At 62.0% G+C, this 21832-nt stretch carries 14 protein-coding genes and 1 pseudogene; 1 reads left to right on the forward strand and 14 read right to left on the reverse strand.

Features of this window, described 5'->3' with window-relative positions; all coding sequences use genetic code 11:
• Positions 1 to 12: 12 nt before the first annotated feature.
• On the forward strand, positions 13 to 3669 hold the full coding sequence (locus tag ACVOL0_RS09820; protein WP_481548925.1) for a transporter substrate-binding domain-containing protein: 3657 nt from the start codon (positions 13 to 15) through the stop codon (positions 3667 to 3669).
• A 29-nt stretch (positions 3670 to 3698) separates the two neighbouring features.
• Here the strand turns inward: ACVOL0_RS09820 and ACVOL0_RS09825 are convergent, their stop codons facing one another.
• The 14 genes and pseudogenes from ACVOL0_RS09825 to ACVOL0_RS09890 all read right to left on the reverse strand — a co-directional run bounded on the left by ACVOL0_RS09825 (position 3699) and on the right by ACVOL0_RS09890 (position 21573).
• On the reverse strand, positions 3699 to 4754 hold the full coding sequence (locus ACVOL0_RS09825; protein ID WP_481548926.1) for a protein-glutamate methylesterase/protein-glutamine glutaminase: 1056 nt from the start codon (positions 4752 to 4754) through the stop codon (positions 3699 to 3701).
• A complete protein-coding gene (cheD, locus tag ACVOL0_RS09830) occupies positions 4751 to 5350 on the reverse strand; it encodes a chemoreceptor glutamine deamidase CheD (protein ID WP_481548927.1) in 600 nt (199 codons plus the stop codon). The genes ACVOL0_RS09825 and cheD overlap by 4 nt, the downstream gene beginning before the upstream one ends.
• Positions 5347 to 6192 (reverse strand): CheR family methyltransferase, encoded by an 846-nt coding sequence (locus ACVOL0_RS09835; protein WP_481548928.1) that lies wholly within the window; start codon positions 6190 to 6192, stop codon positions 5347 to 5349. The genes cheD and ACVOL0_RS09835 overlap by 4 nt, the downstream gene beginning before the upstream one ends.
• A gap of 13 nt (positions 6193 to 6205) precedes the next feature.
• On the reverse strand, positions 6206 to 8365 hold the full coding sequence (locus ACVOL0_RS09840) for a methyl-accepting chemotaxis protein (RefSeq protein WP_481548929.1): 2160 nt from the start codon (positions 8363 to 8365) through the stop codon (positions 6206 to 6208).
• Positions 8366 to 8724: 359 nt separating this feature from the next.
• Positions 8725 to 11094 carry a methyl-accepting chemotaxis protein gene (locus ACVOL0_RS09845; RefSeq protein WP_481548930.1) on the reverse strand — a complete coding sequence of 790 codons (2370 nt, stop codon included), beginning with the start codon at positions 11092 to 11094 and terminating at the stop codon, positions 8725 to 8727.
• Positions 11095 to 11177: 83 nt separating this feature from the next.
• Positions 11178 to 11561 (reverse strand): hypothetical protein, encoded by a 384-nt coding sequence (locus tag ACVOL0_RS09850; protein WP_405051672.1) that lies wholly within the window; start codon positions 11559 to 11561, stop codon positions 11178 to 11180.
• A 123-nt stretch (positions 11562 to 11684) separates the two neighbouring features.
• Positions 11685 to 12176: a chemotaxis protein CheW gene (locus ACVOL0_RS09855; protein ID WP_481548931.1), complete on the reverse strand. Its 492-nt coding sequence runs from the start codon at positions 12174 to 12176 to the stop codon at positions 11685 to 11687.
• Between the two features lie 358 nt (positions 12177 to 12534).
• Complete coding sequence (locus ACVOL0_RS09860) at positions 12535 to 13302, reverse strand: flagellar brake protein (RefSeq protein WP_481548932.1); 768 nt, start codon at positions 13300 to 13302, stop codon at positions 12535 to 12537.
• Positions 13303 to 13705: 403 nt separating this feature from the next.
• Positions 13706 to 15936, reverse strand: a pseudogene (locus ACVOL0_RS09865) (methyl-accepting chemotaxis protein).
• Between the two features lie 426 nt (positions 15937 to 16362).
• On the reverse strand, positions 16363 to 18339 hold the full coding sequence (locus ACVOL0_RS09870) for a methyl-accepting chemotaxis protein (protein WP_481548933.1): 1977 nt from the start codon (positions 18337 to 18339) through the stop codon (positions 16363 to 16365).
• 36 nt (positions 18340 to 18375) lie between these two features.
• On the reverse strand, positions 18376 to 18606 hold the full coding sequence (locus tag ACVOL0_RS09875) for an MCP four helix bundle domain-containing protein (RefSeq protein ID WP_481548934.1): 231 nt from the start codon (positions 18604 to 18606) through the stop codon (positions 18376 to 18378).
• Positions 18607 to 18904: 298 nt separating this feature from the next.
• The gene (locus ACVOL0_RS09880; RefSeq protein ID WP_481548935.1) at positions 18905 to 20866 is read right to left on the reverse strand and encodes a chemotaxis protein CheA; all 1962 of its coding nucleotides are present in this window, start codon (positions 20864 to 20866) and stop codon (positions 18905 to 18907) included.
• 36 nt (positions 20867 to 20902) lie between these two features.
• Positions 20903 to 21268: a response regulator gene (locus ACVOL0_RS09885; protein ID WP_038688521.1), complete on the reverse strand. Its 366-nt coding sequence runs from the start codon at positions 21266 to 21268 to the stop codon at positions 20903 to 20905.
• Positions 21265 to 21573: an STAS domain-containing protein gene (locus ACVOL0_RS09890; RefSeq protein WP_481548936.1), complete on the reverse strand. Its 309-nt coding sequence runs from the start codon at positions 21571 to 21573 to the stop codon at positions 21265 to 21267. Before ACVOL0_RS09890 ends, ACVOL0_RS09885 begins: the two co-directional genes overlap by 4 nt.
• Positions 21574 to 21832: the final 259 nt, after the last annotated feature.

Here is a 21832-nt window from a genome sequence, read left to right on the forward strand (position 1 = left end):
TGAGTAACCACCATGCCGCAGTTCATATTGAGGCGTAGCTTCGTGCGTGCGGCATGCCTTCTTGTTGCCTTCTATGCAGTAGCCGTAGATGCCGCCTTTGCGGCCCCCGCGCCCGTCAGGGATTTGACCCTGTTTGCGCGCAATACCATTCCAAATCCGACATTGGAGCTTGGCAACGGTGACAGGGACTGGGTGCAGAACAAGCGTGTTCTGGTTCTGGGTGTTGCGCCTCCGAGTTTCTCGCCGCTTGAAGTGTTCTCTGGCAACGATTGCTACGAAGGCATCACCGCCGATGTGTTCGGAGCCATCGGCGAACTGCTGGGCGTCCAGCTGCGGGTAGTCCGCTATCCGGACCGCGCGGCGGCGCTGCGTGCACTTGAGCACGGTTCGGTCGATATGGTTGGTAGTGCAAACAACTATGAGCTTGCTGGCCATGCAGTGCGCTTGACCCAGCGCTATGTCGAGGACACCCCCGTGCTGTACGTGCGCAAAGCCGAGCGCAGAAACATGCCGCAGGGGCTGGCCGGCATGCGTATTGCGGTGGCGGAAGACTACCTTCCGCAGGTGCAGATCAGGGATCTGTACCCGGATGCGATCATTGCGACCTATCGCTCTCGTGAGCAGGCGTTGGCTGCACTGGCCTTCGGTAGTGCCGATATTTACCTTGGAGACACGGTTTCGAGTAATTACCTTGTCAATCTGAGCTATTTCAACTACGTCCGGACCCTCGCCGTGCCGGGCATCGATACCGGCGGATTCGCGTTCGCATTGCGTGAAAACGAGTTGACGTTGGAGCGGGTAAGCAATCTTGCGCTGGGAAAGCTTCAGCAGACGCATGGCGCGGAGTTGCTGAAGCGTTGGTCTGGCGGTGGTGGTATGGTGCCGACCGCACGGATAGAGCTGACCGCCAGCGAGCAGCGTTGGATAGCTGACAATCCGGTTGTGCGTTTTGCAACCAGCAATGACACCGCACCGCTCTCATATTTCGACTCTGACGGGCGCTTCAGTGGCCTGAGCGCCGACATCATGCGGGCAATCGCGCAGCGCACTGGCTTGGAGTTCATGCCGTTGCGTGTATCGCGCCTGGATCAGCAGATGAGGGCGTTGGAGGATGGAAGCGCCGATCTCACGATGTTGGTTCCAACTGCATCGCGCGCTCGTCGTTTCAATTTTTCGCGCCCTTTCGTGCAGACCTCGTTCGGCATCATCACGCGCGAAGACTCACATGCCGTGGTCTCGCTCAGCGACCTTCGTGGCAAGCGCATAGCGCTTCCCGCACATCACGCCCTCAAGGAAATGCTAATCCCTGCAACGGACTATCAGTTCGTCGAAACCGATACCTTGGCGGCGGCCATGAAATTGGTGAAGGACGGAAAGGCAGATGCAACGATCGCGTTTCTTCCGATGGCCTTGTACTACACGGCGGTACTGCACGATGAGCGGCTGCGTGTGTCCGATGTGGTTGAAGACACGCCGGCCTGGCTGGCCATCGCTTCACGCAAGGACAAGCCTGAGCTGGCCAGCATCATCGAGAAGGCAATGCTGCAGATTCCGCCGGATGAAGTGGATATCTTCCAGAATCGCTGGCGGCCGCGTCCGGACGCGTCACCAGCGACGTGGACGGACTTCCGTGGTCTGATCTACAAAATCACTGCTGGTGCGCTGCTGTTGATCCTGGTGTCTTTGATCTGGAACATGCATATCCGTTCCCAGTACCGTCGTCTGCAAGTCGCCGAGGATGCGCTGGGTGAGCAGCTGAACTTCATGCGTTCGTTGATCAATGGAACACCGCACCCCATCTATGTGCGCGATGAACAGGGGCGACTGGTTACATGCAATACCAACTATCTGGATATGCTTTCCGTCACCGAGAAGAAAGTGCTCGGGAAAACCTCAATGGAAGGGGCAAAGCTGGATCTGCGCGAAGCGCAGAGTTTCCATGACGACTATCTGTGGGTGATGGCCAACGGCAAGCCGTTGGAAGTGGACCGGACCCTGCACCTGCCCGGGCGCGTGCTAAGCATCTACCATTGGATTTACCCCTATTTCGATTCGCAGGGCCAGGCCAAAGGCGTGGTCTGTGGATGGATTGACGTGAGTGATCGCCTGCACCTGATGGAGGAACTGCGGCGGGCGCTCAATGCCGCGGATCAGTCCAGTCGGGCGAAGACTACCTTCCTGGCGACGATGAGCCATGAGATACGTACGCCGATGAGTGCCATCATTGGCATGTTGGAGCTTGCCCAGAAGCATGCTGACCAGGGACGGCTCGATAAGTCGGCAATCGCGGTTGCCTATGATTCCGCGCATGGTCTGTTGGAGCTCATTGGTGACATCCTGGACGTCGTGCGCATAGAGTCCGGGCATGTCAGCCTGAGTCCGAAACGGGCGAACCTGCGCGAGATGATTGAATCAGTTGCGCGGGTTTTCAATGGCCTGGCCCGGCAGAAAGCCCTGCAGCTCAGCTTGGAGCTGGATCCAGGAGTTGACTGTGATGTCTCGATCGACCCGATGCGCTTCAAGCAGGTACTGTCCAATCTGGTCGGCAATGCGATCAAGTTCACTGATCGTGGTCAGGTCACCATCCGGGTCAGCGTGGTAACTGTCGCCGAAGCGAGAATGCGACTTCAACTTGAGGTCGCCGATTCTGGCGTAGGCATCGCAGCGGCCGACATAGTGCGCTTGTTCGACCCCTTCGCGCAGGCCGATCATGGCCATAGCTCCCGGGGGGGAACCGGCCTTGGTCTGCCCATCTGCAAGTTCCTGTGTGAGCTGATGGGGGGCGACATTTCCCTCCGCAGCACGCTGGGCGAAGGCACTTCGGTGGTTCTCAACTTGCCACTGGAAATACTGCCGGCAGTTCCGGGCGCTATCGATGTGTTGCAGACGGTGGATACCCGGCATCCGAGCATGAAGGTATTGGTGGTGGACGACCATTCGGCCAACCGCACTTTGTTGACCCAACAGCTTGCTTTCCTTGGCCAGAGCGTGCGCAGCGCATCCGATGGCCGTGAAGGTTTGGAGTGCTGGCTGGGGCAGCGTGTGGATGTCGTTGTCACCGACTGCAATATGCCGGTGATGAATGGTCATGACATGGCACGCGCGATCCGGCGCCACGAGAAAGCGTGTGGTCTGCCGCCTTGCGTGATCATCGGATTCACCGCGAACGCGCAGCCCGAGGAGCGGGCGAAATGTATCGCTTCAGGCATGAATGATTGCCTGTTCAAACCGGTGAGTTTGAGTACGCTGTCCAGCATGTTGGTAAAGCTGGGGGAGAAGACGAGTGTTGATACGGTCACGGCGGATACTGAGCCGCAGATGGACATCGGCTCGGCGCTGCGGGAACTGACGGGGGGCGATAAGGCAATGACGCGCAATCTCGTTGCTGAGGCACATCGGAGCTTCGTTCGTGACCTGGCTGAGTTGCAGATGTTGTTGCCGAAGTTTGAACCTCGCACCATGTCCAATCTGGTCCACCGGGTCAATGGTGGTGTTCGCTTGCTGCAGGTGGTACATCTGATGGATATCTGTGATCGCGTTGAATTTCTATGCGATCAATCCGAGGTTGAGATCGATGAGGTCTTTGCCAATGCGCAGTTCATCGCCAGTGAGCTGCCCACCATCATCGCGGCGCTGGCCGCGATGTGTGAGGCGGAAGCGATCTACTGATTGGTAGCCTTGCTGACCGGGGTGCAGGCTCAGTTGCGGGCGATGGCGAGTACGCGCTCGGCGATCCGCTCCAGTGGCAATACTTCATCGGCGGCACCCAGGCGCACTGCACTGCCGGGCATTCCCCACACAACCGAGCTCGCCTCGTCCTGCGCCAGCGTGTTTGCGCCGGCCTGCTTCATCTCCAGCAGGCCTCGCGCGCCGTCTTCTCCCATGCCGGTGAGGATGACTCCAACCGCGTTGGCACCCGCATTGAGCGCAACCGAACGGAACAGCACGTCCACCGCCGGTTTGTGCAGGTTGACGGGTACTCCGTCATCCACCCGGCAGCGCCAGCGGGCGCCGTCGCGAATGACCCGCAGGTGCTGGCCACCGGCGGGAAGATAGGCGTGACCGGGCAGGATGGCTTCGCCGTCGCTGGCTTCACGCACCGACATGGCCGAATGCCGATCCAGGCGCTCGGCAAAGGCTGTGCTGAAACTGGCGGGCAGGTGCTGGGTCATGACGATGGCAGGCGCATCGGCGGGCATTGCTTCCAGCACTACCCGCAAGGCCTCGGTTCCGCCCGCCGATGCTCCGATGGCAATCAGGCGGTCGGTGGTGCGGAAGCCCAGGTTGCTCGCACTGGGTGGCCGCTGCGGCATGCGCTGTGGACCACCACCGATTGCGCGGACCCGTGAGCGGGCGGCCATTTTTACCTTGCTGCGGATCTCTTCGGCATAGGCATCCAAGCCGCGTGCGACGTTGAGTTTGGGCTTGGCGACGAAGTCCACAGCACCCAGCGCCAGGGCCTGCAAGGTGGTATCGGCGCCACGCTCGGTCAGCGACGACACCATAACCACCGGCATCGGGTGCAGTCGCATCAGGTTTTCCAGGAAGGCCAGGCCGTCCATGCGCGGCATTTCGACATCCAGGGTCAGCACGTCGGGGTTGAGCCGCTTGATCTTTTCACGTGCGAGCAGCGGATCGGCAGCAGTGCCGACCACCTCGATGGCCGGGTCAGCGGCGAGGATCTCGGTCAGCACCTGGCGAACAAGCGCAGAGTCGTCGACGATCAAAACCCGGCAGGGCGCCTGCAACATCATTCAAACAACTCCACGCCACCACTGACCGGGGTATGCGAAAGACGGGCGCGGACGGCAGTTTCGGTGGCGACCACTTCGGCATCGTGCGCGTGTGGCAAGCGCTGCACCACCACCCGGCCGGTGATGGGGAAGAACCAGATCTTGCGCGGATGGATACCGCATAGATCTTCAGCAACAATCGGGATGTGCTCCGCACGAAGGTATTGGCGCACGAACTCCGCATTGCGGGTGCCTACCGGGTTGCTGGTGAAGCCCTTGAGTACGTTGGCGCCGCCGAAGACCTTGGCTTCCAGGCGCTTGCGATGGGCACCACGCTTGAGCAGGTCGTTGATAAGCAGTTCCATCGCGTAGCTGCCGTAACGCGCGGGGGCACCGTCGCCGATGTTGCCTTCCGGCAGCAGGAAGTGATTCATGCCGCCGATGCCCAGGAGGGGGTCGCGGATGCAGGCCGCCACGCAGGAGCCGAGGATGGTGGTCAGCGCGGTATCGTCGTCCACGACCAGATACTGGGTTGGCAACAGCTTGGCGGCAATCGTCTGGAAACGCGTGTCGCGGTAGCGCATCACCTCATCGGGGTAGTGCTGGGGGTTCTTCATGCGCCATTCCTGCGGCTGCGGCGGTACAAAGTGCGCCCGCAGGGCTGGATCAGGTCAGCGGCATGCAGATAGTTTTCGGAATGACCGGTGTACAGCAGGCTTTCCTCATCCATGTGCTGGACCAGACGTGACAGGATGCCGCGCTGGGTCGGCTTGTCGAAGTAGATCATCACGTTGCGGCAGAACAGTGCGTCGAATGGTCCACCTACGTCGTAGCGGCTGGACAGCAGGTTGAGTGGGCGAAACTCGATCAAAGCGCGCAATGCCGGCACCACCCGGCACTTTCCCTCGTTGGGACCACTGCCACGTTGAAAGTAGCGCCGCTTCATTGCAGGGTCCAGGCCGGCGATACGGTCCACCGCGTAGACGCCCTGGCTGGCGGTGGCCAGCACCTGGGTATCGACATCGGTGGCGATGATGCGCACCGGCGGGGTCATCGAAGAGAACGCTTCGCAGGCGGTGATGGCCATGGAGTAGGGCTCTTCGCCGGTGGAGGCCGCACATGACCATAGCTTCAGTGGCGCGCGCACGGCGCGTATCTGCAGCTCCTCACGCAGCTTGTCGAAATGGTGCGGTTCGCGGAAGAACGAGGTGAGATTGGTGGTCAGGGCATTGGTGAAGGCCTGCCACTCCTCGCCGCCATGCTGTTCCAGCTGGTCCAGGTAGTCTTTGAACGAGTGCAGGCCCAGGGTGCGCAGCCGCCGCGACAGACGGCCGTAGACCATGTCGCGCTTTGCGGGTGCCAAGGCAATGCCCGCCCGTGCATGGATCAGTTCGCAGACGCGGCGGAAGTCGCGGTCGTTGAACTCGAAGTCACGCTGGTTGCTGTGCAGATCGATCATGGGGACGGTTCGCTCAGCTGGCCAGTGCCAGCACCTGCGGCTGTTGGGCCGCAGCTGGCTGGGCGCTCAGCTGGAACACGGCGACCGCCTGGTCGAGCAGATTGGCCTGCTCTTCCATTGCGCGGGCTGCAGCGGTGGCTTCTTCCACCAGCGCGGCGTTCTGCTGAGTGGTTTCGTCCATCTGCATGACAGTCTGGTTGACCTGTTCGATGCCGGCAGACTGTTCCTGCGAAGCGGCTGAGATCTCGGCCATGATATCGGTGACGCGCTGTACCGCAGTAACGATTTCGCCCATCGTGCTGCCCGCCTGCTGCACCAGTTGCGAGCCTTCGTCCACGCGCCCGACCGAGTCCTCGATAAGTGATTTGATTTCCTTGGCGGCACCGGCCGAACGCTGTGCAAGCGTACGTACCTCAGCGGCAACCACCGCAAAGCCGCGGCCTTGTTCTCCTGCGCGTGCAGCTTCAACTGCTGCGTTCAGGGCCAGGATGTTGGTCTGGAAGGCGATACCATCGATCACGCTGATGATGTCGGCAATACGACGCGAGGACTGCTGGATCTGGCCCATGGTGGTGACGACTTCCTCCACCACCTGGCCGCCACGCGACGCTACCGTGGCGGCACCAATGGCGAACTGGTTGGCCTGGCGGGCCGATTCGGCATTCTGGCGGACGGTGGAGGTCAGTTCCTCCATTGACGCGGCCGTCTCTTCAAGATTGGCAGCCTGCATTTCGGTGCGGCGCGAGAGGTCGGCATTGCCCGTGGCGATTTCGCCAGCAGCAAGATTGATGCTGTCTGCGGACTGCTGGATGCCTGAGACAATGCCGGCCAGCTGGGTGACGGTACTGTTGGCATCTTCGCGCATGCGCGCGAATACCCCCTGGGCGTCCCCGCTAAGGGTGACGGTGAGGTCACCGTCGGCAAGCGCCTGCAGCAGGCGCGATACTTCGCCCAGATTGGCGTCGCTGACCTGCATCATGGTGTTCAAGGAGCGCACCATCGCGTGGAAGTCGTGTTCGAAGCGTTCCTCATCGCCACGTTGGCTGAAATCACCGGCGGCTGCCGCGCTGCCGAGTCGTTTGATTTCACTGTTGATGGCGGCCAGGTTGTTCTTGATCGCAGCCATGGTCTCGGTGATGACCCGCTTGTCACCCGGCAACAACGGCATGTCCTGGCTGAGGTCGCCAACGGCGTAACGCTGTGCCAGGGCGATCACCTGCATCTTGACGTCGATATGGCTGCTCACCAACACGTTGGTCTCTTCCACCATCACGCCATAGGCACCCGGGAAGTGGCTGGCGTCGATGCGATAGCCGATCATGCCAGCCTCGTGCTGGCGCGCCATTTCGGCCTGCGCGGCAATCACAGCGCGCAGCTGCTCCTGCATATGCGCCATGCTGCTGAGCAGCTGGCCGGTTTCGTCCTTGCTTGGCGCTGCAAAGCGGTTGTCCATGCGGCCGTTTGCGATGGCGGTGGCCACGGCGGTGGCATTGCGTAGCGGCAGCACGATGCGATTGCCGATGATCCAGCTCAACGCCACCACCAGCAGCACCAGCACGCCACCGGTCACGGTCATGATGGCGGTGAACTTCAGGGCCTGTGCCTGCAGATCGTCCATGTACACGCCGCTGGAGATCACCCAGTTCCATGGCTTGTACATTCCAGCATAGGCAAGCTTGCCGACCACCCCGTCTTTACCCGGCTTGGCCCAACTATAGGCAACGTAACCGCCGCCCTTGCGCGCGGCTTCAACCTGCTCGTAGTACAGGCGTATCCCGTCCTGGTCACGGAAATCCTGCATGTCCTTGCCTACCAGGTCCGCGCGGAATGGGTGCATCAACATCACGTAGTTGCTGTTGTAGATGTTGAAGTAGTTGACATCGCCATCGGAGCGCATCTTCTCTAGGGCGGCCATCGCGTACTTCTGGGCGTCATCCAGTGGCATCGCGCCGGCCTCGGCTTCCTTGGCATAGTGATCCAGAACGCCGTAGCTCATTTCCACCTGGGCGCGCAGCGCTTGCTTGCGGGTTTCGTACAGGTCCAGGTACTGCATGCGGGCTGCGATAACCGATAGCGCGATGACGCCAATCACGATCAGCACCGTCAGCAGGTTCAGCTTGCGCCTGACCGAGATATTGGAAATGTAGGTATTCCAGAGCGAGGAGATATTCATCGAATCTGCCATCAACCTTGCGGTATCAGCACTGCGTGAGGGGTTACCGGGTTATCGGCCGCAGGGCGCATGAGTTGAGTGGTTTGACAGGGCCGTGTGACAAGGGGCGTGAAGCTGTTCACTTGCCTGCGGTGAGATGGGGAATGCGGTTTGTTGGTGTTGTGGGAGCTGTGTCGGTTGCGAAGCTGGTGATACTTGAGCTTTCGCCATGCATGCCATCTGATGGCGTCCCTGCCTCGCGGCCTACGCAGCTCCCACAAAGGCAAAAAAAAATCCGATGCCAGGGGGCTGGCATCGGATTCCAGGTTGCTCAACGACTGCGCTGGACGGCTTGCAGCCCAGGTCGTTGATGGTGTCGCTTAGAACTCCTGCCAGTCCGAATCGGCCAGTTCGGCTACCGCGGCCCGGGCGGCGGTGCGGCGGCGCGGTGCGGGTGCCGGCGCCGGGCTTGCAGGGCGGGGCGCTGGCTCACGCGAGGCTTTCGAGGTGGCGGTCTCGATGACACCCTCCTCCAGCTGGAACACAGAGACCACGTTGGCCAGATGCGCGGCCTGCTCTTCCATCGAACGGGCAGACGCGGTGGCTTCTTCCACCAATGCGGCGTTCTGCTGCGTGGTTTCGTCCATCTGCACGATGGTCTGGTTGACCTGTTCAATGCCGGCGCTCTGCTCCTGCGAGGCAGCGGAGATCTCGGCCATGATGTCGGTCACGCGCTGTACCGAGGCGACAATCTCGCCCATGGTGGTGCCGGCCTTGCGGACCAGAGCCGAACCATCGGCCACCTTGCCCACGGAGTCGTCGATCAAGCCCTTGATCTCCTTGGCTGCACCTGCCGAACGCTGTGCCAGCGTACGCACTTCCGAGGCAACCACGGCAAAGCCGCGGCCCTGCTCGCCAGCACGAGCGGCTTCCACCGCTGCGTTCAAGGCCAGGATATTGGTCTGGAAGGCGATGCCGTCGATCACCGAGATGATCTCGGCGATCTTGCGCGAGGACTGCTCGATCTGGGTCATGGTGGTCACCACCTGGCTGACCACATCGCCACCCTGCGATGCCACCGAGGCGGCACCGATGGCAAGTTGGTTAGCTTGGCGTGCCGATTCCGCGTTCTGGCGCACGGTGGAGGTAAGTTCCTCCATCGAAGCAGCGGTTTCTTCCAGGTTGGCAGCCTGCTGTTCGGTACGGCGCGACAGGTCGTTGTTGCCTGCGGCAATTTCGGTAGCGGCCGAGTTGATCGAAACCGAGGATTGCTTGATGCGTCCAACAATGCCGGTCAATTGCTCGGCGGTGGCGTTGGCATCGTCACGCATGGTGGCGAACACGCCCTGGTAGTCGCCATGCATGCGTACTGTCAGGTCGCCGCGCGACAGTGCCGACAGCAATGCGGAGATCTGTTCCAGGCTGCTGGCATTGGCGTCGAGCAGGCCATTGATCTGGCTGGCCAGCTGCAGGAAGAAGCCATCCTTGTCGGCCGTGCCGATGCGGCCGCTCAGGTCACCAGCGGCGGCTGCCTCGATGATGCGTGCCACTTCCTTCTCGACCTGTGCCTCGGTGCTGCGGTCGCGCCACTCCACGACGTGACCCACGGGAACGTTGTTGTCGTCGCGGATCACCGAGATGGTCTGTGCAAACTCGGCGTCGCCAAAGCGCATTTCACGCTTGAAAACGCCGTTCTTGTCCAGCGCTTCCAGTACCTTGCCGTCCACTTCACCGCGGTACTCAAGCGCAGTCACCGGCTGGCCGACCAGCGGCTTGCTGGCGTCGAACTGGCTGAGCGCGCCGGCGATCTGCTCATGATGCTCGGTGAGCTTGTCGAGCAGGGCGCGGTTGGCGTAAACGATCTCCAGTTCGTTGTTGGTCAGGAATACGCCGGTGGACGAGTAATCAAGTGCGGTACGGATGCGCAGGTTCTCGTTGGCGATGACCTGCTCGCGTTCGATGCGATCGCGCAGGTCGCGCTGCATGCGCTGCATGGCGCGCAACAGGTCGCCTACTTCGTCGGCGCGGGACACGTCGATGGTGCCGTCCAGCTTGCCGCTCGCCACTTCATTGGCCACATCCACGGCACCACGCATTGCGTTGACCAGCGAGCGGGCGAACAGCCAGATCAGTGCCAGGCCGGCAGCGCCGCCAACCAGTACGGCGATGATGATCAGCAGGGCCGAGGCGCGATAGGTTTCTGCGGCCTGTTTGGCCGCCGCTTGGGCGCGGGTATTGTCGTTCGCGGCCAGCGCCTGCAGGGCCGCATAGGCCTTGCGGTGCAGGTTGCGGGTCTCGCCAACGAAGGTGTCGATGGCGTCATCCGGCAGGTCCAGGGCCAGCATTTCGCTGACCGCGTCATATGAGGCTTCGGTCTTGCCCCAGTCGGCGACAAAAGTATCGAAGAGTTTCTTCTGTTCCGGGCTGTCAATCAGCTTCGGGTACGCAGCAATGGTGGTATCGATCTGCATGCGCAGTTCGGTTGCGCGTGCTTTTGCGTCCGCTTTGACGTCATCGCTGGCCCGAATCAGGCTCTGGTAGGACGCGTTGCGGTACTCGCTGACCATGCCACTCAACTCACCCGTAGTACGGAGGCTGGGCGTGCGTTTTTCAGCGAGGTCGGTGGTGGCGCTGTTCAGTGAGTGCAGGCCGCGATAGGCGACGATGCCCTGCAACAGCATGACGAACAGCACGACGCCGAAAGTAAGCATCAGCTTCGGCTTCAGTTTCAGCGAGTTGATCCACTGCATCTTGCGCGATCTCCGGGAACAGGCCCGGCCATGTCACAGGCGCGGGGTGGCACGCCGGCTATGCCGGCGTGACGAAAGGCGGATTACTTGATGTTTGCCAGCTTCAGGTTGGCCGGTGAGGCCACTTCGATCTCGGCGCGCGATGCGTCGCGCTGGATCTTGCCGATCACGCAGACGGTCTTGCCTTCCAGGGTCTCGAGCGGGAAGCCGAACTTGCTGCGGTTGCTGCCGGCGATACGCGCCGAGAAGGTGTGGCGCGGGAACATGCCGCCCATGTGCAGGAAGGTCGGCTGGCCTTCGGAGCCTTCAGCGTAGCGGGCCTTTTCGACCTTGCCACAGACCATGCCGTCCTTGCCGGCAAAACGTGCCGCGGTTTCCGGCGGGATCATCTCGGCATCTGCAACTGCGTCGAACGCGACGGTTGCCAGCACGGTGGCGGCGAACAGCGGAAGTACATGCTTGTACATCGGAAACTCCGGGAAGGGATAGAGGGCCGGTCGGGGAGGACGGGCATGCAATGGCTATCGGCCCGCTGGAGCCGCGCTTGAATTGCATGCGCGAAACTGTGATCGGCTTTGCGAAACGTCGGCTCAGGCCGCTTCTTCTGCGGTGCTGGGCTGGCCGAGGTCGGCGGTGTCGAGCAGGGTCTCGATGTCCAGCAGGATCAGCATGCGATCGTCCTGGGTGCCAATGCCGGAAATGAAGCGGGTATCGACGGCGGCGCCGAACTCCGGGGTCGGGCGGATCTGCTCGGCATTGAGGGGGATCACGTCGGATACGCTGTCCACGACAATGCCGACAACGCGGTCCTCGACGTTGAGTACGATCATCACGGTAAAGGCGTCATAACGCGCTTCATCCAGGCGCAGCTTCAGGCGCAGGTCGATGACCGGCACGATGGTGCCGCGCAGGTTGATCACGCCCTTGATGTAGTCCGGCGCATCCGGGACGCGGGTGACGGCGTCATAGCCGCGGATTTCCTGCACCTTGAGGATGTCCACGCCGTAGTGCTCATTGCCGAGGGTGAAGCTGAGGTATTCACCGCCGGTGGTATCGGCGGACGTGCTGCGGGAGTCATTCATGGCGGATCCTGGTCCTGGCGGGCTGCCGGTGCGATGCGGCTGATGCATCGGTATCGGCGTTGCGGCGGGGGACTTTAGGAGGCCGGAGGGGGAGGGCTCGGGTAGAAGTGGGTGTTGCGTCCGAAATGTGCGCACCATCATGTTTGAGGGTGACGTTTTTTTGTCATTTCGATAACGCAGGCGGCGTTGGTATGCCCGCTGGGGCAACGCTGGTGATATCGGCGGGCCACGCCTTGGCTGTGGGTTTGGCGCAGGGTATTGGCTTCGGCTGTTGCTGTTGAGCCGTCGTTCGCTCGCTTGTGCGGAAATGACGGCCCAGTGGCAATCGCCAAAGCCTAAAGCCTGCGCGACCTCCAGCTCAATCGCCGTTGCTACGCGCCTTGCGCAAACGGTCGATGCGGAAGATATAGCGCTGGATGCTGTTGTCCGCGCCGCGCGGCAGGTCGTCGAAACGCAGTCCGATGCGGGTCATCTCGGTGCCGTTAGGCTGCTTCTGCTGACGCAGGTTGCAGACTACCAGCGGGGTCGAGATCGGGGGGCTTTCGGGGATCTCCAGTACGCAGCTGTAGCGGCTCTGCAGCTTGAGCAGGTTCTGATCGGGTGGCAGCAACAGTGCGATGCCGCCGGCGCTGATATCCAGTACCCGCCAGCGCGTGGCTTCACCGCCGTCGGGGTCAGGTAGCAAGCAGTAAGGCGAATCGCCAACCGGCGTTTCCAGTCGGTAAAACTCGCGCCGCTGAAGGTGGTAAACCTCCTCCGGCAGCGGTACCTCAAACGCCACATGGCCATCGCGGTCGACGCGGCGTTGGCCTTCCAGCTGGAAGCGCACCGTGACCTTGTCAACCTGGCCGAAGCAGAGCAGGCTGCCGGCGGTTTCGACGGTACGGTTGATCGAGGGTACTGGACTGGCATCCAGTACCAGGCCGTCGATATCCACATCCAATACTGCCGAAGGAAAGGCCTGGTCACGCCCGTCCGGATGCACATTGATCATCGAACGCTGATCGATCATGGCCTGCAACAGATGCCGTACCTGGTGCGGGTTGCGCACCATGTAGCGGTCGTCGGCATACAGGTTGCCGGCGTGTGGGGAAGGCGTCGGTGCGGGCGATTCTTGGTCGGGCATGGACACGTTTACGGTTGGGTCGATGATCGGTGCAGCGCTGAGGACAGTGCCACAAACTGTGATAACGGCCGCCTTTTTAACATCTTTAGTTGCGCTGTTACGAACGGCCATGTTCAGCGGACGATTTGCTGACGCGGGCGTGCACCAACTTCGCTGATTTGGACCGGGAGGGGGGGGCAGGCAATCTCGCATTCAACGCGGTACCGGCGCGCCGTCCTCACGGCAGTGCTCGGCGCAGAAGCGAGCCACTGCTTGAAGGCAAAAAGCCGATACCAGCGATCTGGTATCGGCTTATAGGGTCTGTACGACAGGTGGGCAGCAGCGGGGCGTGGAACTACGCCGCTTCTGCCCATGGCGGCAGCAGGCAGGACGGAGAGTTCCGGCCTGCTGCCGCCAACATCGGCTAGAACTCCTGCCAGTCATCCGCGCTGGCCACCGGTGCGCGACCGGCCGGCTTCGGGATGGCACGCAGTGCCGGGCGCCCACGCGGTGGTGCCGCGCCGGGGCTGGCGGCGACCTTGGCCAGCGACGCACTTACCGAGCCGGCAAGGCGGAACTGTGCCACCGCATCGGTGAGTTGATGGGCCTGGTCTTCCATCGAACGGGCCGCAGCGGTGGCTTCCTCCACCAGCGCCGCGTTCTGTTGGGTGGTTTCGTCCATCTGCATGACGGTCTGGTTGACCTGGTCGATGCCGGTGGACTGTTCCTGCGAGGCAGATGAGATATCGGCCATGATGGTGGTCACCCGCTGCACAGAAGCAACGATCTCGTCCATGGTGCTGCCGGCGTTGCGCACCAGTTGCGAGCCTTCGGCGACCTTGTCCACCGAGGTGTCGATCAGGCCCTTTATCTCCTTCGCTGCCGCCGCCGAACGCTGTGCCAGGGTGCGCACTTCCGACGCCACCACCGCAAAGCCACGGCCCTGATCGCCAGCACGCGCGGCTTCCACCGCCGCGTTGAGGGCCAGGATATTGGTCTGGAAGGCGATGCCATCGATCACGCTGATGATGTCGGCGATCTTCTTTGATGATGCTTCAATCGCACTCATGGTGGTGACCACTTGGCCGACGACATCGCCGCCCTGCGCGGCCACCTCGGCTGCACCGCGCGCCAGCTGATCGGCCTGACGTGCATGCTCGGCATTCTGGCGGACCGTGGACGTGAGCTCCTCCATGGAGGCGGCAGTTTCTTCCAGATTGGCGGCCTGCTGTTCGGTGCGACGTGACAGGTCATCGTTGCCGGTGGCGATTTCGCTGGCAGACAGACTGATACTGCCGCTGGCTGACTGGATCCGCGAGACGATGTTGGTCAGCTGGTCCATGGTGGCGTTCCCGTCGTCGCGCATACGGGCAAAAACCCCTTGGAAGTCGCCTTCCATGCGCTGGGTCAGATCGCCTTGAGCGACCGCCTGCAGCAGCCGTGACAGGTGGCCGAGTTGTCCTCGGTGGTTTCCATCAACGAATTCACGCCACCGACCATATCGCGGAAGTCGTGCTCGAACTGTTCGGCATTGCCACGCTGGCTGAAGTCACCAGCGGCGGCAGCATGGGCCAGGCGCTTGATCTCGTTGTTGATCGCCGAAAGGCTGGTCTTGGTGCTGTCCATGGCCTGGGTGATGGCGGCTTTCTCGCCCGGCAGGCGGTCCATGTCCACCGACAGATCACCACGTGCGTAGTGACGCATTACCTCAACCACCCGCATCTTGACGCCGATGTGCTGGGCCACCAGCGTATTGACTTCGCGCACCATGCGCCCGTATTCGCCGGGGAAACGGGACTCGTCGATACGGAAACTGATCATGCCCTGGTCGTGCTCGCGGGCCATCTCTACCTGTGCACCGATAACGGCCTTGAGTTGTTGCTGCACGCGCTGCATCGACGCAAGCAGTGCCCCGACTTCATCCTTGCGGCTGCTGTCGATGCTGGTATCCAAGCGCCCATTGGCGACGTCATCGGCGGCGCGCATGGCCTCATTCACCGGACGCACGATGGCGCGCACAATCACCACGCCCAGGGTAGCGGACAACAGGCCCAGCAGCAGCATGCAGATGATGATGGCGGTGGTGCTGCGGGCCTGGACGACATTGGTTTCTGCAATTTCCGTGTCCAATAGCGCGGCGACGTGGCCGCTGAGTTTCTCCACGGCGTCGAACAGGTCGCGACGGCTGATGCGCGATTGGTCGTTGGAGATGCTCTGTGCCAGTTCGAAATGGCCTTCGCCGATGGCCTTTGCCATCAACGCATGCGCATTGAAATAGGCATCCAGGGTCTTGCTCAGTTCCGTGTAGAGACCTTGCTGGGTGGCATCGGCTGGCAGTGCTTCATATTGCTTGCGGTGGTCGGCAAGTTTTTTCCGCTGGTCGGCGATGCGTTGGTTGTATTCGGCGACAAACGCCGGTTCGCTCAGGTGAGCGAGTTGGGAAAGCTCGGCGATGCGGATTTCGGCCAGGTCCGCACGCATCTGCTCCAGGTACTGTACGGCAGGCATGTACCTGGAGCTGACCTGGTCGAGCTGGGCGGTAGCTTGGTTCAGGCGCACCACCGCAAAGCCGCCCATGGCCAGGGTGGCAAGTGTGGTCAGGGTGAAAGCAACTGCGAGTTTCCTGGCGATGCTGAGGTTGCGAAAGAACTCCATCTCTGACTCTCCGGATCGACTGCAGATTTGGGGCGCTGCGCAGGGGCATGTTCAACCCTGGATCGCACAGCGCAGTGTTCACGCCGCAAGCCTATGCGGGCGTTGTCATAGCCGATAACGGCGTTCTCTGGCAGCGCTGTAGGGGTTTAACTGTCTGAAATTCTGAAGAATTCAGCACAATTGCTCACGCGATAATCACATCTATTAGCAATTCAAGGACATCACGAAAATTTGGTGACGCTGTCGAAGTGCGGAACGTGTGGCTATTCACTATTTCACATGATTTCACCACCTCTCTTACGATCAGTGCTCGTGTCTGCTTTTGCGCGTGGTCCGCTGCTTTCGCCGTTGAGGGGGAGTTGATCAAAAAAAAGCCCCCGACATCAGGTATCGGGGGCTGTGGGGCGTTGCGTGCTTGTGGAAGGATCAAAACTCCTGCCAATCCCCGTCATCGAATTTCCGCAGCGCCTGTCCGCCGCCTGCGCTGCTGGCGAGCGGACGCAGGCGCTGTTGCGGATGCTGCACGACGGCAATGGCGGGTGCGTTGCTGGCAGGCTTGCTGGCGTTGCCGCCGGCGATACGGAACACCGCCACGGCTTCGGTCAACTGGCTGGCCTGATCCTCCATCGAGCGTGCGGCGGCGGTGGCTTCTTCCACCAGCGCGGCGTTCTGCTGGGTGGTTTCGTCCATCTGCATGACGGTCTGGTTGACCTGATCAATACCGGCACTCTGTTCCTGCGAGGCCGCCGAGATCTCGGCCATGATGTCGGTGACGCGCTGTACCGAGGTAACGATCTCGTCCATGGTGGTGCCGGCCTGCTGCACCAGTGCCGAGCCTTCGCCAACCTTGCCGACCGAGTCATCGATGAGGCCCTTGATCTCCTTGGCTGCGGCAGCCGAGCGTTGGGCGAGGGTGCGCACTTCCGAGGCAACCACCGCAAAGCCGCGGCCTTGTTCGCCGGCGCGCGCGGCTTCCACCGCCGCGTTGAGCGCCAGGATATTGGTCTGGAAGGCGATGCCGTCGATGACGCTGATGATGTCGGCGATCTTCTTCGAGGATGCTTCAATAGCGCTCATGGTGGTGACCACCTGACCGACCACATTGCCGCCCTGGCTGGCGACACCATGCGCGCCGATAGCCAGTTGGTTGGCTTGACGAGCGTGTTCGGCGTTCTGGCGCACGGTGGAGGTCAGTTCTTCCATCGAGGCTGCGGTTTCTTCCAGATTGGCGGCCTGCTGCTCGGTCCGGCGTGACAGGTCGCTGTTGCCGGTGGCGATTTCGGTGGCGGCCAGGTTGATGCTGGAGGCGGCATGCTGGATGCGACCAATTATGTTGGTCAGTTGGCCAACGGTGGCATTGGCGTCGTCGCGCATCGCGGCGAATACGCCATGGAAGTCGCCTTCCATCTGCACGGTCAGGTCACCGCGGGCAACGGCCTGCAGCAGCTTGGACAGCTCGGACAGGTTGCTGTCGGTGGTTTCCATCAGCTGGTTCAGGCTGCTTACCATGTCGCGGAAATCATGCTGATAGGCGTTGGCATCGCCGCGTACCGAGAAGTCGCCCTGTGCAGCAGCGCCGGCCAGGCGCTTGATCTCGCTGTTGATCGCGGCCAGGCTGGCCTTGACCGCATCGACGGTTTCGGTGATGACGGCCTTCTCGCCAGGCAGGCGTTCGATGTCAACCGACAGGTCGCCGTTGGCATAGCGCTTGATGATCTCAAGTGCCGATTGCAGCAACTGGATGTGCGAATTCACCAGCGTATTGCTTTCCTTGACCATGACGCCGTAGTCGCCGGGGAAAGCAGTCTCGTCCATGCGGTAGCTGGTCGCGCCGGCATCGTGCTGGCTGGCCATCTCGCGCTGTGCACCAATCACCGACTGCAGCTGCGACTGCATGCGCTGCATGGACTGCAGCAGCTTGCCCACTTCATCGCGTCGGGAGGTATCGATTCGGCGGTCCAGCTTGCCGGCGGCAACATCGTCGGCGACGCGGACGGCGTCGCCCAGCGGCAGCATGATGGCGCGGATGATGGCCCAGCCAAGTGCAGCAGCCAGCAGCAGCGCCAGCACCAGCCCGATCAGGATTGCAGCGACCGAGCGGTCGTGTGCCCGCCGGGATTCAGCGGTTTGCTTGCCCAGCTGATCCTGGTTGTACTGCGACAGCTGCTTGAGTTGGTCGAACAGGGCGCGCCGCAGCTTGCGCGAATCGTCGCTGGAAATGCTGCTGGCGGTGGCGAAATCGTCGGCAGCAATCGCGGCAGCGATGCGTTCGTGGGCCTGGAAGTAGCCGGCACGCAGCTCTTTCATCTTGTTGTACATGGCCAGCTCATCGGTGCTGTAGCCGGCTTCGATGTCGTCGTAGGCCTTCTCTGCAGCTTCAATCAGCTTGCGGGTGTCGGCCATGCGCTTGTCGTAGTCGGCAAGCTGCGCGGCATCGCCCTAGTAGCCAAGCTGGGCCTGCTCGAACGTGCGGAATTCGCCCAGCTGGGCACGCATTTCGCCGAGCTGTTGGACGGCAGGCATCCAATTATTGTTGACCTGCTCGATCTGGCTGTCAGCCACGTTCATGCGCCACACCGCGAACAGCGCGAGCAGCAAGGTGAGCAGGCTTGTGCTGCAGAATGCAAGCACAAGCTTTCGGGTGATTGACAGGTTCTGGAACCACTTCATTACAGACATCTCCGTAGAAAGGCGTAAGGGCGATCCGCAGGGCCGGCGCCCCTGGGGAATGTCATAAGTGGTGCAGGCCGCGACGGGGGCCCAGGTTGGTTGACAAACCTGATTGCATTGCGATGCGGTATCGGCACGTCTGCGATGTTCTTGAAGGCGTTCTGCGGCCGTGATTCAGCGGCCCGTGGCGTGAGACCGTTCAGGGCAGAAACGCCGTTTCCTGTATGGCCGCATGCACAGCAAAACGCCGCACGCCCCAATGTCGGGCGTGCGGCGGCAGATGGTTTTCAGGCTACGATCAGGCCGCTTGCGGGGTACGCAATGAGCGCACCAGGCCGCCGATATCGACGATCAACGCAACCCGCCCATCGCCGAGGATGGTAGCGCCGGAGACGCCACTGATACGGCGGTAGTTGTTCTCGATGTTCTTGACCACCACCTGCTGCTGGCCGATCAACTCGTCCACTTCCAGCGCGATCTTCTGGCCATCGCCTTCGACCACCACCACCAGTGGCTCAGCCTGCGGAGTGTCGGGGTAGCCGTAGTACTGGCCCAAGGACAGGATCGGCAGGTATTCGCCGCGTACGCGCAACACGCGGCCTTCGCCGGCCATGCTGCGGATGTCGTCCGGCTGCGGCTGCAGTGCTTCGAGCACGTACGCCAGCGGCAGGATCAGGGTTTCGCCGGCAACCGAGACGGTCATGCCATCGAGGATGGCCAGGGTCAGCGGTAAGCGGATCAGCACGCGGGTGCCAGCACCGGTGCGACTTTCCAGCTGCACTTCGCCACCCAGTGCCTGGATGTTGCGACGGACCACGTCCATGCCAACGCCACGGCCGGACAGGTCGGTGACGGCGTCGGCGGTGGAGAAGCCGGGCTGGAAGATCAGGTCCCAGACCTGTGCGTCGGTGGGGTTGTCCGGCACGCTCAAGCCACGTTCCAGTGCCTTGGCCAGGATCTTGTCGCGGTTCAGGCCGCGGCCATCGTCGCTGACTTCAATGACGATGTGGCCGCCCTGGTGGGATGCAGCCAGGGTGATGGTACCGGTCTCGTCCTTGCCGGATTCGCGGCGCACGTCCGGCATCTCCAGACCATGGTCGATGGAGTTGCGAACCAGGTGCACCAAGGGATCGGCGATCTTTTCGATCAGGCCCTTGTCCAGCTCGGTGCCTTCGCCAATGGTGCGCAGGCGGACCTGCTTGCCCAGGCGGCCGGAAAGATCGCGGACCAGGCGTGGGAAGCGCCGGAAGACGGCATCCACCGGCAGCATCCGCACGCCAATGACGGCTTCCTGCAGGTCACGGGTATTGCGTTCAAGTAGATCCAGGCCGGCAAGCAGCTGCTCGGCATGGGCCGGATCCAGACCGCCAGAGACCTGCTTGAGCATTGCCTGGGTGATGACCAGTTCGCCAACCAGGTTGATCAGCGCATCGACCTTGTCGACACTGACACGGATCGAGCTTTCGGCTTCGTGTTGCTGCGCGCCGGCCGGTGCCTTGGCGGCAGTATCGACGGTGTTGGCGGCGACAGCGACCGGTGCTTCGACGGCCAGGCTCGGCGGTGCGGCTGGACGGATGTCCAGTTCGCAGTCATCGACCACCCAGGCAAACGTGTCTTCGATGCGGCTGCGAGGTACCTTGCCCACAAGGCCCAGATCCCAGGCCAGATAGGCTTCCAGCGGATCGAGTTGATCGAAGCTGGGCAGGCGCGCCATACGCGGTTCCACGTGCAGGGAACCCAGGGTTTCCAGCTCGCGGATGATGCGCAGCGGATCGTTGCCGCTCATGAACAGCGACGGTGCCGGCGCGAAGCCGATCTGCCAGGCGTCCGGCGTTTCTTCCTGTTTCACGGTTGCGACGACGACAGCGGCATCACCGGCCAGCACGGCCTGCAGGCGATCAGTTATCGCCTTTACTGCTGCCGGGTCGGCGGGTTGGCCATGCTCGACTTCGCGCAGCAGGGCGCGCAGTACGTCCACCGAGCCCAACATCGCATCGACCGCGGTGTTCTCAAGGGCGCGTTTGCCTGCACGCAATTCGTCGAGCAGGGTTTCCAATACGTGGGTGACTGCGGCAATGGTGTCAAAGCCAAAGGTGCCTGCACCGCCCTTGATGGAATGCGCGGCGCGGAACACCGAGTTGATGACTTCAGGGTCGTGCTGGCCGTCTTCCAATGCCAGCAGGCCGGCCTCCATTGCATCCAGCCCTTCGCGGCTTTCCTCGAAGAAGGTGGCGTGGAAACGTTGCAGGTCCATGCTCATTGGCGCGCTATCCGATCGGTGGGGCAGGTGGGCTGATCAGCCCAGGACTTTCTGTACGGTGGCAACCAGCTGTTCGGGATTGAACGGCTTGACCAGCCAGCCGGTAGCACCGGCAGCCTTGCCTTCGGACTTCTTGTCGGCGGCCGACTCGGTGGTCAGCATCAGCATCGGTGTGAATTTGTAGTCCGGCAGTTGACGCAGCTCGCGGATCAGCGAGATGCCGTCCATGTTCGGCATGTTGACGTCGGTGACCACGGCGTTGAAACGCTGGCCCTTGGCCCGGCCGAGGGCGACCGCGCCGTCCTCGGCTTCTTCAACCGAAAAGCCGGCCGAGGTGAGGGCGAAAGAGACCATCTGGCGCATCGACGCCGAGTCGTCCACCACCAAGATTCGTGCGCTCATGCAGCGTTCTCCACAGATTTCGTTTTGTCAGGGGTTGCTTCCAGACCAAGGGTCCGGAGGACACCGAGCAGGCGCGCGGCGTCACGGAAGGTATCGGTAGCGTTGTCGAAGACGGTGTTGTTGCCAGCGTGCTGGCGGGCCAGCACAAAGGCGCACAGCACCTGCATCGCGGCGGTGTGCACACGGCCAACCTGGCTGGCATCCACGCGCAGCTCGCCTGCTTGTGGCAGGTGGGTTGCCAGGTGCTGTTTCAACTCGCTGGTGGACTCGATGCCGAGATCCTGCGCCAGGGCCACAGTGCTCATCGTTGCTCCGAACAAACGTTACTGGGAGAGATAGCGGCGATGGGTCGGCGATCTTTAGCGGTGCGATGCGCTGCAGCAGATAGTGTTAACGAGCGCACGGTTTTGTCACTTTGCCCCCTCCCTTTCGCGCAGCAAAGGGGAGGATTGGGGAGGGGTAGCCTGTAATTGGGTAGTGGGGGGGGGGGGGGGGGGGGGGGGGGGGGGGGGGCGGGGGGGCCGGGGGGGGGGGGGGGCGCGGGGGTTCGGCGACCAGAGCTGG

The organism is Stenotrophomonas sp. STEN021, from assembly GCF_056760175.1.

What these genes read in the sequence shown, in the direction of transcription:
- ACVOL0_RS09820 (WP_481548925.1), top strand. Translation starts at nt 13, where the DNA reads ATGCCGCAGTTCATATTGAGGCGTAGCTTCGTGCGTGCGGCATGCCTT.
- ACVOL0_RS09825 (WP_481548926.1), bottom strand. Translation starts at nt 4,754, where the DNA reads ATGATGTTGCAGGCGCCCTGCCGGGTTTTGATCGTCGACGACTCTGCG.
- cheD (WP_481548927.1), bottom strand. Translation starts at nt 5,350, where the DNA reads ATGAAGAACCCCCAGCACTACCCCGATGAGGTGATGCGCTACCGCGAC.
- ACVOL0_RS09835 (WP_481548928.1), bottom strand. Translation starts at nt 6,192, where the DNA reads ATGATCGATCTGCACAGCAACCAGCGTGACTTCGAGTTCAACGACCGC.
- ACVOL0_RS09840 (WP_481548929.1), bottom strand. Translation starts at nt 8,365, where the DNA reads ATGAATATCTCCTCGCTCTGGAATACCTACATTTCCAATATCTCGGTC.
- ACVOL0_RS09845 (WP_481548930.1), bottom strand. Translation starts at nt 11,094, where the DNA reads ATGCAGTGGATCAACTCGCTGAAACTGAAGCCGAAGCTGATGCTTACT.
- ACVOL0_RS09850 (WP_405051672.1), bottom strand. Translation starts at nt 11,561, where the DNA reads ATGTACAAGCATGTACTTCCGCTGTTCGCCGCCACCGTGCTGGCAACC.
- ACVOL0_RS09855 (WP_481548931.1), bottom strand. Translation starts at nt 12,176, where the DNA reads ATGAATGACTCCCGCAGCACGTCCGCCGATACCACCGGCGGTGAATAC.
- ACVOL0_RS09860 (WP_481548932.1), bottom strand. Translation starts at nt 13,302, where the DNA reads ATGCCCGACCAAGAATCGCCCGCACCGACGCCTTCCCCACACGCCGGC.
- ACVOL0_RS09870 (WP_481548933.1), bottom strand. Translation starts at nt 18,339, where the DNA reads ATGGCCGACACCCGCAAGCTGATTGAAGCTGCAGAGAAGGCCTACGAC.
- ACVOL0_RS09875 (WP_481548934.1), bottom strand. Translation starts at nt 18,606, where the DNA reads ATGAAGTGGTTCCAGAACCTGTCAATCACCCGAAAGCTTGTGCTTGCA.
- ACVOL0_RS09880 (WP_481548935.1), bottom strand. Translation starts at nt 20,866, where the DNA reads ATGAGCATGGACCTGCAACGTTTCCACGCCACCTTCTTCGAGGAAAGC.
- ACVOL0_RS09885 (WP_038688521.1), bottom strand. Translation starts at nt 21,268, where the DNA reads ATGAGCGCACGAATCTTGGTGGTGGACGACTCGGCGTCGATGCGCCAG.
- ACVOL0_RS09890 (WP_481548936.1), bottom strand. Translation starts at nt 21,573, where the DNA reads ATGAGCACTGTGGCCCTGGCGCAGGATCTCGGCATCGAGTCCACCAGC.